The sequence below is a fragment of the Massilia mucilaginosa genome, assembly GCF_011682145.1.
Classification (GTDB): domain Bacteria; phylum Pseudomonadota; class Gammaproteobacteria; order Burkholderiales; family Burkholderiaceae_D; genus Telluria_A; species Telluria_A mucilaginosa.
Genome location: NZ_WHJH01000063.1, coordinates 21153 through 35465 on the forward strand (window position 1 = coordinate 21153; position 14313 = coordinate 35465).

The window sequence follows — 14313 nt, forward strand, 5'->3', positions numbered from 1 at the left end:
TCTCCGGTGGGTTAAGGGACTGCTGGTGGTTGCGGGAAAATCACGTCGAGCGCGCTTGAGGTCGTCAATATCTGCGCCGAGGCGGTGCCGGCGGCGTCGCGCACGCGCCACCGAAAGCTGAGCGTCTTGTCGAACGCGTACCAATAGATGAATTCGCGCCGCGGCTGCGCCGGCGTCAGGCATAGCTTGCCGTCGCCCCACAACTGCGGGTTGCCGGCGGCGCCGGCGAGCACCACGTCGATCGCACTCGTGTGGCGCCAGTCGTACCCTGCGGCGACGCCAAACGTCACCCTGCGCCGGCGCAGGGGATTCAAGAAAATGGCGGCCCCGGCTGGCTGGCCGGGGACGCTGAACGACGCGCCCAGGCGCGGGGTATAGGTGGCGGTATACCCCACGGCGTCGAGGTCGACCGCCGACGGCGCAAACGCATCGATCGCCAGCGCCGCCGTGTATTTGTCGATGTCCAGCACGGCCGGCGCGTAGGCCAGCGCGGCCGGCCCGTTCAGTTCCAGCCGCACCGAGCGCACCAGGTCCCACGGAAAGTCGTCGGCCACGCCGGCCAGGTACTGGCGATAGGTGTACCAGCGCGCCGGTACGACGTCGAGATAGGCCTGGCCGGGCGCGATGGCGATGGCGCCCGAACGGCATGGGGCGGCGTCGGCGCCAAAGTACAGCGTGCAGTCGTAGCTGTAGGCCGCGGCCATGTCCGGCGCGCGCGTGAGCTGCAGCGTCGCCGCGTCGGTCGGCGCGGTGAAGCCGACCACGTTCGTGTCCCTGGCCGACGGCGCCGGCGTGATGCGCACGTCGGCGCGCCGCAGGGGCCGGCCGCCGAAGCGGTCGTGGCAGCGCACCGTCAACGGCTGGGTGAAGCTGGCGCCGGTGGACAGTTCGATGTCGGGGCGCTGCGCCAGCGCCTCGGCCAGGCCGTCCGGCGCGCCCTGCAGCACCGCCGTGCGCGCCACCGCGCCCGTGACCTGCATGTCGGTGTCGAGGCGCCTGGACATGTTTTGCACGTCGTGCACGCTGGCGCAGTCAAAACCGAGCAGCCAGTTTCCGCTGCTCGCTTCGGGCGCCTGGGCAAAGCGCGGCAGCGGCGTCAGGATGCTTTGCAGGCTCCTGAGGAAGGCGTCGCGCAAGCCGGGCGGCGCTTCGTCGCCGCTCTGGTTGACCGACTCCACGCGCAGCACGCCGTCCTGGCGCAGCTGTTCGAAGGTGTCGCTCTTTTCGACGCTGATGACGACGAAGTTGGCCGAACACTTTTTTTGCACCCAGTCGCGGAATTTGGATTCGTCGAAGCGAATCGTCGCGCCATACGAGCGGCGCATCGCCGCGTACGAGAGCGAGTAGACGATCTGGACGGGCGCCGCCTGCGGCGTGCCGGCGCCCCCCCTGAGCAGCACATACTGGTCGGTCGTCAAGCCGATCGCCAGCGCGGCCGCATTCTGGCCGAGCAGCGACGGCGTGGCGCTCACCGCGCCGCCGCCGATGATGGCGGCGGCCACCGTGCCGCCGCTCCAGGCGATGGGTTGGAATTGCAGGTCGGCGCCGGGGTGGAGTGCCGCCAGCTCGCGCTCCATATTGTCCATCTGCACCGGATCGGGCCGCAGATCGACCACCAGCGACAACATGCCGGCCAGGCCGTCGATGGGCCGGTCGTAATGGACCAGGGTGAGCTGGTAGGTGCCATCGTCGCCGCGCGCGATGGCGGGGCGGGTCGCGGCATAGTGGAACAGCGTGGGCAGCGCGGCATCGCGGTACACCAGCATGCCGCGCGCGGTTTCCAGGTCCACTTTTTGGTCGTCTGCAAGCATCGGTCAGCCTTCCCGCGCGCTGCGCGTGATTAGAACGAATCGATCCGGTCGGAATACACGGTGATGCTCAGCTGCTGCTCGACGGGATCGATCTTGCCGCCGGACAGATCGGTCAGCTCGCGGCTGCCGGTGCTGGTCGTCACGCGCGCTTTGACGATGCGCAAGGCGCACGCCTTGCCGCTGTCGGCCGGCACCTTCCACTCCATCTGGCCGCCGTCCCTGGCGCTGTCGAGTTGTATCGCCTGGCTGAAGACCCGGTCCGGCCCGCTGTTGCGGAAGGTGTATTCCACCCGTAGTTGCGCCTTGAGCACATCGGTGTCGAGTTGAAAACTGATCGGGTTCACCATGTCGCCGAGCGGGGAGGTGAAGGTGATCTCGCCCTGGCCGTTTTTCAGTGCCACCGGCGTGACATCGCCCACGACGGATGCCCCGGCCGTCAGATTCAAGGTCAGTTGATAGCTGAGCTGCTGATTCATGGCCTGGCCGAAGGCCTGGCTGATCAAGGCCGGCGTCTGGTCGCGGCTGAGCGCCACGGTCTTTTTCCAGTCGCCATATGTCAGCACCACATGGGCGCTGCTGATCACATCCCATGGCAAGTCGATCGCGTTGAGTTTGACGCTGAGCACGCCGATGTCGATGCCCGAGAAGTCAAGATAGTTGTTCCCGCTCTGGCTCGCCGCCGACGCCTTGTACGACGGCGTGCCGTCGGAATACGCCACCAGGTAGCTGTAGCGCACTTGCGTGTCCTTGCTGGTTTTTCCGAAGGTGCCTTTGCACCGGATGCTGACCGGCTGCTGCGCGCTGGTCTGATATTCGATGCTGGAGACATCAGTGCCGGTCTCGTCGCGCAGTTTCTGACCCGCGTAAGTGAGCTCCGTCACCACAAAACGGTCGACCATGCGTTTTTTCAGGTCGGCCACGTTGGGCGCCGCCACAGCCAGGTCGACCTTGACGTAAGGGACGTCGTTGAGATTGATCACCTGGAACAGCTGCCTGGTGTCGCCCTTCACCAGGCCATCGAGCTTGGGCAATTGCCCTTGGGGATTCTTGGGCACCGAGACCGCCTGGGTCAATGTGAAATCGCGGTGCTGGTCCATCTGCTGGTTGATCTGGCGCGCGCCGTCCAGGCTCAGGTCGTTGAGGCTGACATCGGGCAGCTTGGCCTTGAGCATGTCCTCGAGTTGTTTGCCGGCCCAGTCGGTCAGCAACTTTTGCACGCTGTCCTTGTCGTCTTTCGAGGCAACGGCAGGCAACACAATCTTGGTGCAACTGTCGACCGCATCGTTATACTCCTTGCCGCGCACGACGTCCTCCCTGTAGGTCCGGCCCCACGAGCCGTTTTTGACCTGGGTTTCGATGTCGAGCTTGGCGATAACGTCGTGTTTGAGCGTGACGGTGGCCTGGGCTTCCGGGAGCATGCCATCGAACGTCACCTGGTAGGTCACGCTGATGACACTGCTGCCGCCCTTGGTCTTGTCGTAGCCGGCCGGTTTCGGGCTGCTGTCGTCGAGTTCCCAGCCGCCCAGCGCCTGCCAGAACAGGCTCGCGCCCACCTCGGTGAGGTTGAACGTGACCACGGCCGCATTGCTGTTGAACAGCGATGGGGTGGTTTTCAGCAGGCCCGAACTAAAGGCCGGGTCGGATGCGGCATACGATTCCTTGGTGTTGAATGCCTGCACCAGCACGGTTCCCGAGGTATACGGGATTGGCCTGATCTGGATATTGGTGTCTGGCAAGAACTGCGTCCAGTCGCCGTTTTTGTTCCAGACAGCCTTTTTCTGATCCGCCGCCGCAGCGTTCAAGCCGAGTTCCGCTTTCAGCGCCGTCGCTTTCGCCACGCTTGCCGCGTCCGATGCGTCCATCGCGACGCACAATTCCATGGTCTTCTTGGCGATGTTGGAGGTGCTTTGATCACCCGTGATGGCATCGAGCAATTTTCTTCTTACCTCAGGCACCAGCATGTTTGGCATGGGCAGGCCGACCGTCATGCTGCAAATCCCGCCAGTGATATCGGCGCCAAAAAACCAGGTCAGGTTAAAGCTTGGCGTACCCTCTCCATCCTTCAAGAAGGTCGGTTTCTCGGCCATGGCATAAAACACGTTCTTGTCGTCGCTGTCCGGGTACAGGATATAGTCATTGAAGGTACTCTCGAAATCCCCGGGAACCTGGTTGACTGTGACTGCGGGCGAAATTGTTAACATGCGCTACTCTCCTTCGGTTGGATGTGACTTGGGTGAAAAACTGCTCAGCGGCGCGGTTCGGCAATCGAACTGGCCGTGTCGGTGATCAGGCGGGCGCCGTCATGGCCGGCAAACCATTGGCCAAGGTCGGCCGAGCCGCCGACCAGGAAGGTCGCGCGTTCCAGGCCCTGTTTGCCGACCTTGACCGGGAAGGTCTTCATGTAGACGGCGTCGGCGCCCATCTGCTTTAGCCTGTCGAACAGCGTGTCGGCCAGCGTGGCAAACAGCGCCGCTGTGGCGTCGTCGCGTGCTTGCTGCGAGACGTTGGGCGTGTCGTGGCTGGCCACGCACAGTTGGCCGGCCGCGACGGCGGCCCGCACGGCGGCGCCGCACGCGGCCATGGTGGGGGGCGCCGGCGGCGGGCTGTCCTTCTTCTTGCCGAACCAGCCGCCGGACTGTGGCGCCGCCTTCGGCGCCAGGGAGTGCAGCGCGGCCGCCAGGTCGCCCGTGATCTCCACGCCGGCCACTTCGTCGAGGGTCAGCGTGCCCGCGTACGTCAGTGTCAGCAGGCCCGCTTCGCCGCGAAACGCACGCAGCGCCGCTTCCTTTTCGCGCGTGGTCAGCGTGTCGCTGAAGACTGCGCGGTTGGCCGCCGTTGCCGAGGCCGGCTGCGGGCCGATGACATGCGCCGCCTGCGCGTCGGCATGCAGGGTGAGCGTGGCCGTCACATCGGACAACTCGGCGCTGGTCAGCGTGACCGCGCCGAGCTGCGGATAGCGCTGTGCGATGCTGGCCAGGACGGCGTCCAGGTCGCTCGCCTCGGCGCGCCAGACGCTTTGCAGCGACAGCGCGGCGCCGGCCGCACTGGCGAGCAGCGCCGGCCCGGGGCTGCCCTCTGTGGTGTCGATGGTCGGCGGCGCGGGGAGGACGGCGAAGGTGCCGCCGTCGGGACCGACGGGAAAGCAATACAGTGCGTCGACATAAAAGCCTTGCGGTAGCTGGTTCATGGGGTGGGTACTCCGGGAGGTGAGGGCATTGCTTCGGCGCGGGCGCCATCGGCATACATGCCGATGACCAGAGCGCGGTCTGGCGGGAGGAAGGCGGACCATGGCGCCGATTCGTCTTCCCGATCGCTGTACACGCGAAAGCGATAGCGGTTGTTGAACATGCTGCTGGCGAAATAATTCAATTGGCTGGCGGGCGTGGCCGCCGAAAATTCCAGCAAGACGGCATTGGCGTCGGCGCTTTCCGGCAAAAATTCCAGCTGTACGCAGCTACTGTCGGCGTGAAAGCGCACCTCGACCGGCACCGCCTGCGCGCCGTACTGACTGAAAGCCGTCTGTTCCAGCGTCACCGAGTGGCATGGAAGGTCGAGCGTGATGGTGTGCGCGGGGTCGGTGCTGTTGTGCGCGACGATGCACAGGCGCGCCGTGTCGGTCGCGGCGACCAGGAACGAGGCGCTGGGGCAGTCGCGTTCCAGGGTCGCGCCCAGGCGCTCGGGGTCCGCCGCCGCGCCGGTCAAACCGATTGTCAGCACGGCTTGCTCCAGCAGTGCCGCCGCGGCGCTCACCGTGACGATGGCCGTCGGCGAAGGTAGCCAGCCGGCGTCGATGAACAGGTAGTCGCCGCCGCCATCACGCCACGGTCCATCGATCACGTCGTCGTACTGGACCACCGTCACGCTGACGCGATACGGTTGCTTCGAGTGCACCAGCGCGTAGCGCAAATCGACCTGTGCGGATTGGCGCTGTGGCGGATACAGGTCAAGCGAGTAGGCGCTTGATGTGCCGGAGGCTGCGTCGGCGGCGGCCACTTCCAGGTTGACGGTAATCTGTTCGCAATTGCGCAGCTGCTCCGGTATTGCCGACGCGATCGTCACCCGCCGCGTCAGCAGTTGATCGGGCAGGCGCGCAATGCGCGTGAACTTGGTCAGTTCGTCGCGCGCCACGCGACTGGCGAGAACACTGAACGGGTCGTAGCGCAGCAATACCGGCACGGCGCCGAGGCACGGTGTGCGCAAGTCCCAATGCGTGCAGGCGGCCGCGCCGGCGGCGGGCAGGTCAAGCCGGATATACGGCCCGTCGTCGATACGGCGGCAAGCCGTGTAGCGGCCAAACGCCAGGCGCAGGCGCGCCGCCAGCACCAGGCCGAGCTGCGTGGCCGCGCCGCCCACGCTACCGGTGACGCTGAACAGGCCACTGGACGGCGTGCTCAAATACGCGCTCAGCGCCGCAAACGAGATGCCCGTGCCGTTGCCGTCCAGGGCCTGTTGCAATGCCCGCACCGTGGCCTCGGTGTCGAAGCGCACCTGCAGATCGAGGCGCGGCAGCACGGCGGCCACTTCGCATTCGATGGCGGCGCGCGCCACCGTCAGGTTGCCATGGGCAAGCGCCCCGTAAAACAGGCGCGCGGCGTCGCTCGCGAGGCGGGCATTGAGGGTGGCGCGCCCGGCGCCTTGCCACGCGAATGGGGCCGAGACATGGGTGTCGTTGAGTTCGAAGTGCACATAGCTGCCGGTCGTGAATGTGCACGCCAGCAGCGCCGCGCCGCTGCCGGCCGCCTTGAGCGCCGCGCAGGCCGTGGCCAGATCCCCGCTCTTTTCCAGGCCCATGGTCAGCATTGCATACTGACACTCGTCGGGCCCCTGGCTATTTTGATCGGACAGGAATTCGAGAAAGAAATCAGGGCTGCCGTCCGCTTTGCTCGCCAGGTGAGCCGCCTTTGGCACGGCAAAACGCAGGCCCGCATCGTTGTAGGCACCCAGCAAATCAAAGTCTTCCGTCCTGATGACGCTTTGCCAGTCCGGCATTCCTTGAGAGGCAGTCATGATTGGTGAGTCCATGGTCGGTCCTGCCGCGCGAGCGGGGTGGGCGACATCAACGGATGTCGGGCATGAATCGGAATGACATCGGCGACGGTGAGCGAAGGGTGATGAAGCGGACCCGGCCTATGCCATGGGCGACGTGTTCATTCACTGTACGGAAGGGAGGCCCGGCGGATAAGTATCAGGCTGTTACATATGGGGATGGGACGCGCTGCGGGCATGCGCCGGGACGGCTTCTTGCCGGAGCGCTGGGGCTCGGCAAGCTTGTCGGCAGGCCGCATCGGTGCGGCCACGCCGGCCCATGCTGCGGCGCGCAGGCGCGGCCGACGACGCGCGCCCGGGCACTGTCAGTGTGGTGAGGCTGTGCGAGGCTCGCTTTTTCGATGCGGGATCGGGCCCCGCGCTGGCGGCTTCGCACCCGCGGTGCGCAACTTGCGCCCCAGCCTGCGCCAGCCGATCACCATACCGCTCGCGCTCAGGACGGCGCCGCCGAGGCTGAACGCCAGCATCATCAGGTCCCACAAGGGCCGGCGCTCCAGCAAGGGCAGCCAATCCCAGCTGTGCAGCATGGCGAACAGCCAGCGGCTGGTTCGCTTGTGGCGGTCGCTGCGGCCGGCCAGCGCACCCGTGTGCGGATCGACATACACCCAGCTCCGCTGCGGATCGGCGAAGGCGATGCGCCACACCGGCAGCGGCTTGCCGGCGCCGCCGGTCATGCTGTGGGCGTCGCGGCTGTAATAGTACAGATCGTACGCCTCCAGCCGTTCGACGCTTGCGACCGGATGGGGCAGCAGCCCGCGCGCGGCGTCGAGCAGCGCGCCGCTGTCGAGCACCGCCGGGCGGCTGGCCTGGCTGTCCAGGACCAGCGGCTTGCCGGCCGCGCTCTGGGCCAGCACCAGCGTGTTTCCCATGACCCGCGTCCACTTGAGCTCGCGGATGTCCGGTCCCGCAGCCGACAACAGCGCCGCCGGCGCGGCGTCGCGCGCCGACGGCAGCAGCGCCGGGCCTTCGAGCGCCTGCATGTGCAGCGGCGCCGCGCCGCCATCGAAAATGCGCCACGGGTTCATCGACATCAGGCCGCTGAAGATCCAGGTCGCCGTCACCGCCCCGAACAGCAGGCCGCCCACATGGTGCCAGCGCATCAGCGCGCCCGGATAGGGCGAACGCGAACCGCTGCGGTAGGGCGCCCGGAAGCGCCAGCGCAACAGGCCCACGGCCGCGCCGCCCAGTACCATGACGGTGCCGGCGATTGCGAGCCAGTTGACGATATCGGCCCAGTACCGATCGAACATATTGCCGCGCAAAGGATACAGCCAGTGCAGCCACGCGCCGGCGTAGTTCCACAGCCGTTCGGTGCGCGGCGCGTCGCGCACCACTTCGCCGGTCCGGCCCGACACATACAGCAGCGTCTGCTCCGGGTCGGACAACTGCACCCGGTGCAGGGGGCGGTGGCCATCCAGGCCGCGCGAGTGGGTGAACGCATCTTCGTCCACCGGGCCGAGGTAGCGCGTGCCGACACCCGGGCCGGCGAAAGCGGCGGCACTGGCCATGGCGCGCGCCTGGCCGGTGGGCGCGATGCGGGCGCCGCTGCGGGCATCGACCGCGATCGCGGCGGCTCCCTTGGCGCCGGCGGGCCGGGCCAGGTAGACCGCGGCGCCGCCGCTGGCCGCCGCCAGCCTGAGCTCACTGAGCGGCCCGGTGACGCCGGCGATGGACATCGCCTGTTGCGGCCCGAGCAGCGGCGCGCCGGCCTGCAAGGGCGGCAAATGGCGCAGGCGCTCGGCCTCGGTCAGTTTCGGATAGCCGACGTACATCATCACCACGCCGGAGACGAACCACATCGCAAAGAAGGCGCACAGGACGATGCCCAGCCAGCGGTGGCCCAGGAACAGCAGGCGTTTCATCGAGCTTCCCATGGCCGGCCTCAAAACGCCACGCGCAGCGCAAGATCGGCCGTGCGCGGCGCGCCCAGATAGGCCATGTTCGCGCCGAGATTGACGGCGTGCACCCGGTCTGCCGCATTGCGCACCCGTCCGACCAGGGCCACATCGCCGCTGAGCTGGTAACTGAGGCCGAGGTCGAGCAGGGTGTAGGCCGGCCAGTCGATGCTGTTGGCCGCGTCCGCATACACGCGGCCCACGCGGCGCAGCCCCACGCTGGCCTTGATGCCTGGCGTGACGGCGTAGCCCAGCCACAGGTTGGCCACGCCGCGCGGCGTGTTCGCCGGGGTCTTGCCGGCGAGCGAGACGGCGCCCTGGCGGTAGCGTTCGTATTGCGCGTCGACGCGGGTCAGGTTGGCCTGGATCGACCACTGGCGCGTCGGCTGCAGGCCCAGCGCCAGCTCGACGCCCTTGGCCGACTGCTCCCCGACCAGCACGGTCAGGGCGCTGTTGTCCGGGTCCTGCGAGGCGATATTCTTGCGCTCGATGCGGTACGCGGCCACGGTGGCCGAGCCTTTGCCTTGCCAGAAATCGAGCTTGGCGCCGATCTCGCGCTGGCGTCCGGTGGTCAGCTCGCTGTTGTTGCGCACGTCGGCAAACGAGGCGGTGGACAGCACGCCGGACGGCGGGTCGGCGGCGGTCGCATACTGGGCGTAGGCGCTGGCGCCCGGCGCCAGGTCCCACACCAGCCCGGCGCGGCCGGTGGTGGGACGATAGCGGCGTTCGAAGCTGGCCGGGCTGGCGGCGCTGATCTCGCGCCGGTTGACCAGGCCGAGCGCGATGCGCTCGTGGCGCAGCGCCGTGACCAGGTGCAGCGAGGGCGCCACGGCGGTGCGGTTTTCGAGGTAGGCGGCGCGCGTGGTGACCTTGTTGTCGCGGTCCGCCCGCAAGGCCGGGCTCATGCCGGGAATGTCGAAGAAGCGCTCGGTCGCAAAGTCGTAAGGGTCGACGCTGCCGAGCGTGGCCGCCAGGCTGTTCGGAAAACGGGTCTGCTGGTTGACGCTGACATCGACCCCGAGCGCCCAGTCGCTGCGGCGGCCGGCCAGCGCGCCTTTGTAGGTGGCGTCGAGCCGGTCGCCGAGCAGGCGCTGCTCGTGGTGCTGCAACAGGATGCCGGAACGCGCCACGGCCGTGTTGGCCGGGTTGAAGCGGTAGCTCTCGACGTTGCGGTAGTCGCGCACCGCATCGTAGGCGTAGGCCGTGTTGGTGAACTCCAGCTGCTGCGAGGCGCGCCATTCGGAGACCGAGCGCAGCCAGTGGACGCGCTGGGCGTAGACGCCGTCGGCGCTGTTGTAGTTCTTGAAACGGGTGGCCGGGTCGATGCGCGCGCGCCCGGCCACGGGATTGAGCAGCGGCGTGCCCCAGTAAGGCCGCTTCACATCTTCCTCCTGCAGCTCGTAGGCCAGCGTGTGCGTCCAGCGCGCTCCGAGCTCGGAGCGCAGCGAGGCGGCCAGCTGGGTCGAGCGGGCGCCCGAGGCGTCGATCCAGCTGTCCGCATTCCTGTGGTTGAGGTCGATGCGCAGGTAATGCCCGTCGTCGCCCGCGCCGCCGATGCGCCGGTTCAGGCCGATGGACGCTTCTTTCAAGCCCTCCGTCCCCAGGCGTACCTGGGCCTGTCCGGCGTCGCGCCGTTCGGCCACCTTGGTGATGTAATTGATGGTGCCGCCGACCGCGCCCGCGCCGAACAGGAAGCTCGACGGCCCGCCGATGGCCTCGACCCGGTCGTAGATCCAGCTGTCGACCGGGCGTGCCGCGATCGCATACTGGACATTGATGCCGTTGAAGAGCTGGCTGATCGAACCGCTGCCGAAGCCGCGGTAACTGACGCCGATATTGCCTGGCGCATTGTGCGCGGTCACGCCGGGAATGGCGCGCAGGATTTCCTGGGTATCCTGGGCGCCGCGCGCCTCGATCATGGCGCGGTCGACCAGGGTGACGCTGGCCGGCGTTTCGCGCGGCGTCAGGCCGAGCCGGCTGCCGGTGGCGCTGGCCGTGTCGAGGTTCAGCTTGCCGTTGGCGCGCGGCGCCGTTCCCGTGATCTCCACTGTGGGGAGCGCTTCGTCGGCGCGGGCCGGATTGGTCATGGCGGCGCAGGCGAGGGCCAGCGCGGCTGCATGGAAGGGGCTTGAAGTCATGTCTTGCTCTTGTTCTGTTGCCTGGATACAGGCGAGTGGATACGGGCGCCGCAGGCGGCGCCACAGGTGCTGCATGGAGCGGGCACGGAAAAGCCGCAGGCACGCGGCGCTTGCCGGTCTTGCGTTAACCAATGCGTGAGCGGAGTCCTGCCGGATCAGGCCAAGGGCGGGCCGCGCGCTTGCGCCGGCGCCCATGCGGAGCCGGGTTTGGGCGCGTCGGGCAGTTGCGCGGCCGGTGGCGCGTCGGCCACGGCCAGCGCCAGCGCGCAGGGCGCTGGGGGCAACATAAGGATGCCGTTGCCGTGGTGGCAGTACGGACAGTGTTTGAGTTTTCCTTCGTGCGGCGGGGGCGCAGCCGCGTCGCCGGCCGCCATCCCGTCGGCGGATGCCGCCGCGCTGTCGGCCCGGCAGATGTCGGCCGACAGGTAGGACGCGCCGGCGTCCCCGGCGAAGGCATGCGAGAGCGCCGGCGCAAGGATGGCCATGAGCATGGCCAGCATGGCCATCCACGACGCCAGGGCGGTCGCCCTGCGGTTCAGGCGCATCGCTGGCACTCCGGGCACGCATGGCGCGCCGTCGATCGGTGCGCTGGTCTGGTCATGTACATGCGCGGATTGTAGCAGCGCGCGATGAGAACCGGCAACCGCGCCATGTTCAGAAGCGCCATGCCAGGCCGGCGCGCAAGGTGCGCATTTCGCCCGGATGGGTATGGATGTCGGCCACCGGCGCCGGCTCGCCCGGCAACTGCGATTCGTAGTAGTAGTCGATATCGCTCACGCGGCGGTCCAGCAGGTTGAGCACTTCGACGGTGAGCTTCACGGCCGGCGTGAGCCGGTAGCCGAGCTTCATGTTGAGCAGGGTGGACCCCGGCGAACGCACCGAATCGTCTTCCAGCAAGGCGCGCGGGCCAAAATAGCGCAGGCGCAGGCCGCCCGACCAGGCCCCGGCGCTGCCCGACACGCCGAGCGAGGCGGTGCGGCTGATCGAACCGGGAATGAAGGCGCCGGCCGGATCGCTGTCGCGAAAGCGCGCGTGCGACCACGCCAGGTTGGCGTCGACGATCCAGTCCCTGGCCGGCGTGTAAAAATTGGCCAGCTCGATGCCGTGGCGCCGGCTCGGACGGCCCGCCTCGGTGGTGCCGGCGTCGCCGATGAAGATCAGTTCGGAATCGAGGTCGAGCCGCCAGGCGGCGATGGTGGTCTGCATGCCGGGCACCAGGCCGGCCAGCCGCAGGCCGGCTTCCTTGCCGCTTCCGCGCACCAGCGGCGTGGCGCGCGCGATCGCGGCGCCGTCGGCGTCGACCGCCAGCCCGGTTTTCGGATCGACGCTGGCGGTGACGCCGCGCGCGTCGTTGCTGTGAAATCCCCGGCCCCAGTTCAGGTAGATCTCGGCATGCTTGCCCGCCGTGAAAATGGCGCTGAACTTGGGACTGGTGATGCCGGCGTCGACCTTGCCGGAATTGGCGCGAGTGTCGCTGCGCACATCGAATCCGTAACGGTCGGCGCGCAGGCCCGCGACGGTGCGCAGCCAGGGCGTCCAGACGGTGCTGTTGGACAGATACAGGGCGCCGCTGCGCTCCCTGACCTGGTCTTCGCGCACGGTCGACAGGCGCTGGCGCCCCTGGCTCGCATACAGGCCGACTGGCGCCAGGCGATCGGCGCGCGCCTGCACGCCGAGCGCCGTCTCGGAAGCGAACGGTCCCAGCGCATGGCGCCATGTGCGCTCGGCGTCCAGGCCGATGATGCGGCGCCGTTCGGCCTGGTGGAACTGGTCGCCGTGCCCGGGGTCGTCAAGCACGTAGGTAAAGTCGCTGAACAGGTCGAGCCGCGATTGAATCAGGTAGGCATTGACCCTGGCGCTGCCGTCGCCGTACTGGCGGCTCCACTCGCCGGAGAGGCTGTAACGCGCGGTCGCGCCGCCGTCGGTCGGGGCCAGTGTGCCGTAGCGGCCGATCAAGCCGGCAGCGAGCGCGCGCCGCGGCACCTGGTCGGTCGAGGTCCACGACGAGCGCATGGCCATCGCCGTCAGGCGCAGCTCGTCATCGCCGCGGCGCCAGCTGTACGACAGCACGCCGTTGGTGCGCCGGTAGTCTTCCGGCGTCTCCCAGGGGCCATCCTGGCCGGCGCGTTCGAGGGCGTACAGCAGCGTGCCGCCGGCCAGCGCAGTCGAGTTGGCCAGCAGCACGCGCCCGAAGCGGTGCTGGCCCGCCTCCACGCTCAGCAAGCCTTGTTCCATCTGGCGCAGGTAGTCGAACGCGGCGGCGCCGGCGGTCGAAAAATCGCCTTCCTCCGCGTAGTAGGTGCCTTTTTTGTATGCGATGGTGCTGACCAGTTCCGGGATCAGGAAATTCAGGTCCGAGTAGCCCTGGCCGTGCGCGTTGGTCGGCAAATTGACTGGCATGCCCATCACCGAGGTGCGGAAATCGGTGCCGTGATCGAGATTGAATCCGCGCGCGAAATATTGATTGGCTTTGCCGTCGCCCGCGTGCTGGGTCACGATCAGGCCCGGCACCGCTTCGAGCAGCTCGCCGGTGCGCAGCAGGGGACGGTTTTCGAGCTGCCTGGCGGTCACCGTACCCTGGTTGGCCGAATCGGCAACGCCGAGCGGGATCAGGCTGGCGGACACGCGCACCTGCTGGACGGGGGAGGGGGCATCGCCATCGGCGGCGCCGATGGCGGCGGCTGGCAAGGACAACAGCAGCAGCGGCGACAGCAGGCGCAGGGCGCGTCGCGGCGCGCCGGGAGTGGTAGTTTTCACGGGTACTTTCTGTCATGACCGGACTGGCCGGCCTGCTTTTTTGTACGGCGCACATCCCCGTGCACCGAGAAAAAATGAAGTAGCGGCCGATACCGGCGCGCGCGTCGATGGCGATGAGGGGCCGGCGCCAGTGCGCGCGGTCCCGGACCATCCACAAACACGACAATTCCCGGTCGCTGAGCTTCCCTGCGTCCTGGCCGGTATCCGGGCTGACAGGTCGGATCGCCTCGCCTTCCCATGCCGATGGCACAGTGGACTACTGAGACAACCGGCCGCACATCGATACCGTGCGGCGCCTGTTTTACCGTTGCGGGGACAGCACACGTTTGCCGCTGAAACCAGCGCGTGTTTCCCGTTTAACTGCGGCCTGAAGAGCCAGGCCGCGAGCACCAAAACGGGCCGATCATACGGTCTGCTGAGGTATTTGGCAACTTTTTGATGTCGCCCGATCCGGGGGGCTTGCCGCTTCTGCCATCTAAATGCAAAAGCGAATGATAATGATTCGCATTTCGTCACGATCGTAGTTACCCTGCAATCATTTAGTCTTACTGTGTCATAAAAGCATTGTAAACTATTAGCCCTTGTGTATACTGAAACCTTCCATGACGATGGGGGTGAAGATGGACAATTTGGCAGATCTGGACGAGTATCTCGAACACCTTTGCA

The 14313-nt window shown here is 67.3% G+C and carries 8 protein-coding genes and 1 riboswitch; all 8 genes read right to left on the reverse strand.

From position 1 onward, the window contains the following. Positions 1-11: 11 nt before the first annotated feature. Positions 12-1811 carry a hypothetical protein gene (locus tag F2P45_RS29770; RefSeq protein WP_166881842.1) on the reverse strand — a complete coding sequence of 600 codons (1800 nt, stop codon included), beginning with the start codon at positions 1809-1811 and terminating at the stop codon, positions 12-14. A 29-nt stretch (positions 1812-1840) separates the two neighbouring features. Further along, on the reverse strand, positions 1841-4012 hold the full coding sequence (locus F2P45_RS29775) for a hypothetical protein (protein WP_166881843.1): 2172 nt from the start codon (positions 4010-4012) through the stop codon (positions 1841-1843). Positions 4013-4056: 44 nt separating this feature from the next. Then, the gene (locus tag F2P45_RS29780; RefSeq protein WP_166881844.1) at positions 4057-4998 is read right to left on the reverse strand and encodes a hypothetical protein; all 942 of its coding nucleotides are present in this window, start codon (positions 4996-4998) and stop codon (positions 4057-4059) included. Continuing rightward, positions 4995-6818 (reverse strand): hypothetical protein, encoded by a 1824-nt coding sequence (locus tag F2P45_RS29785; RefSeq protein ID WP_166881845.1) that lies wholly within the window; start codon positions 6816-6818, stop codon positions 4995-4997. The genes F2P45_RS29780 and F2P45_RS29785 overlap by 4 nt, the downstream gene beginning before the upstream one ends. Before the next feature lie 344 nt (positions 6819-7162). Further along, entirely contained in the window at positions 7163-8719 is a 1557-nt protein-coding gene (locus F2P45_RS29790) for a PepSY domain-containing protein (RefSeq protein ID WP_370663329.1), read from the reverse strand. Positions 8720-8739: 20 nt separating this feature from the next. Further along, positions 8740-10890, reverse strand: a complete 2151-nt coding sequence (locus tag F2P45_RS29795; RefSeq protein ID WP_166881847.1) for a TonB-dependent receptor — start codon at positions 10888-10890, stop codon at positions 8740-8742. 155 nt (positions 10891-11045) lie between these two features. After that, positions 11046-11435: a DUF2946 domain-containing protein gene (locus F2P45_RS29800; protein ID WP_166881848.1), complete on the reverse strand. Its 390-nt coding sequence runs from the start codon at positions 11433-11435 to the stop codon at positions 11046-11048. A 109-nt stretch (positions 11436-11544) separates the two neighbouring features. Continuing rightward, the gene (locus F2P45_RS29805; RefSeq protein ID WP_370663330.1) at positions 11545-13647 is read right to left on the reverse strand and encodes a TonB-dependent receptor; all 2103 of its coding nucleotides are present in this window, start codon (positions 13645-13647) and stop codon (positions 11545-11547) included. A 178-nt stretch (positions 13648-13825) separates the two neighbouring features. Continuing rightward, a riboswitch (cobalamin riboswitch) is annotated at positions 13826-14042 on the reverse strand. Between the last annotated feature and the right edge of the window lie 271 nt (positions 14043-14313).

What these genes read in the sequence shown, in the direction of transcription:
- F2P45_RS29770 (WP_166881842.1), bottom strand. Translation starts at nt 1,811, where the DNA reads ATGCTTGCAGACGACCAAAAAGTGGACCTGGAAACCGCGCGCGGCATG.
- F2P45_RS29775 (WP_166881843.1), bottom strand. Translation starts at nt 4,012, where the DNA reads ATGTTAACAATTTCGCCCGCAGTCACAGTCAACCAGGTTCCCGGGGAT.
- F2P45_RS29780 (WP_166881844.1), bottom strand. Translation starts at nt 4,998, where the DNA reads ATGAACCAGCTACCGCAAGGCTTTTATGTCGACGCACTGTATTGCTTT.
- F2P45_RS29785 (WP_166881845.1), bottom strand. Translation starts at nt 6,818, where the DNA reads ATGACTGCCTCTCAAGGAATGCCGGACTGGCAAAGCGTCATCAGGACG.
- F2P45_RS29790 (WP_370663329.1), bottom strand. Translation starts at nt 8,719, where the DNA reads ATGAAACGCCTGCTGTTCCTGGGCCACCGCTGGCTGGGCATCGTCCTG.
- F2P45_RS29795 (WP_166881847.1), bottom strand. Translation starts at nt 10,890, where the DNA reads ATGACTTCAAGCCCCTTCCATGCAGCCGCGCTGGCCCTCGCCTGCGCC.
- F2P45_RS29800 (WP_166881848.1), bottom strand. Translation starts at nt 11,435, where the DNA reads ATGCGCCTGAACCGCAGGGCGACCGCCCTGGCGTCGTGGATGGCCATG.